The sequence below is a fragment of the Pseudomonas sp. FG47 genome (assembly GCF_057809115.1).
In genome coordinates this window covers 1-625 of record NZ_JBMDJI010000089.1, presented here as the reverse complement: position 1 = coordinate 625, position 625 = coordinate 1, and the positions used below count along the sequence as shown (strand labels likewise).

At 68.5% G+C, this 625-nt stretch carries 1 protein-coding gene; it reads right to left on the bottom strand.

Features of this window, described 5'->3' with window-relative positions:
- The coding region (locus ACODS5_RS24675) for a condensation domain-containing protein (RefSeq protein WP_489109886.1) at window positions 1–625 on the bottom strand (625 nt) is incomplete at both ends.

Genomic DNA, 625 nt, shown 5'->3' with positions numbered 1-625 from the left:
CCCACCACGCTGGCGTGGCGTGCGCTGAGGCTGGCCTGCGGATCGAGGCACGGCAGTTGCCGTGGCGCATCGAGCAGTTGCGCGCGCCAGTAGTCCTGTTGCTGGCGCAGTTCGTCGCTGTCGGCGTGCCGGTGCAGCCGCTCGGCCCAAGCCTGGACCGAACTGGTCCGGGCCGGCAACTGCGGCTGCTCGCCGCGCAGCAGACCAGCATAGAGCGCCTGCAGATCTTCGAAGAGGATGCGCCACGACACACCGTCCACCGCCAGGTGATGGATCACCAGCAGCAGCCGCTGCTGGCCATCGGCGGCGGTCACCAACAGAGCGCGCAGCAGTGGACCGTTCTCCAGGTCCAGACTGCGTTGCGTTTGCTCGGCCAACGCCTCCAGCTCATCCAGGCTGCCCAGCGCGTGCTGCCAGAGCAGCGCAGGCGCGGGAGCGTCGGCGAAATGCGCCTGCCAGCCGCCCTCGGCTGCCTGGAAGCGCAGGCGCAACGCATCATGATGACGCACCAGTGCCTGCAGCGCGGCATCCAGCAGCGGCGCATCCAGCGGCTGGGCCGGCTTGAGCAACACCGACTGGTTCCAGTGATGGCGTTCGGGGATCTCGGTGTCGAAGAACACCTGCT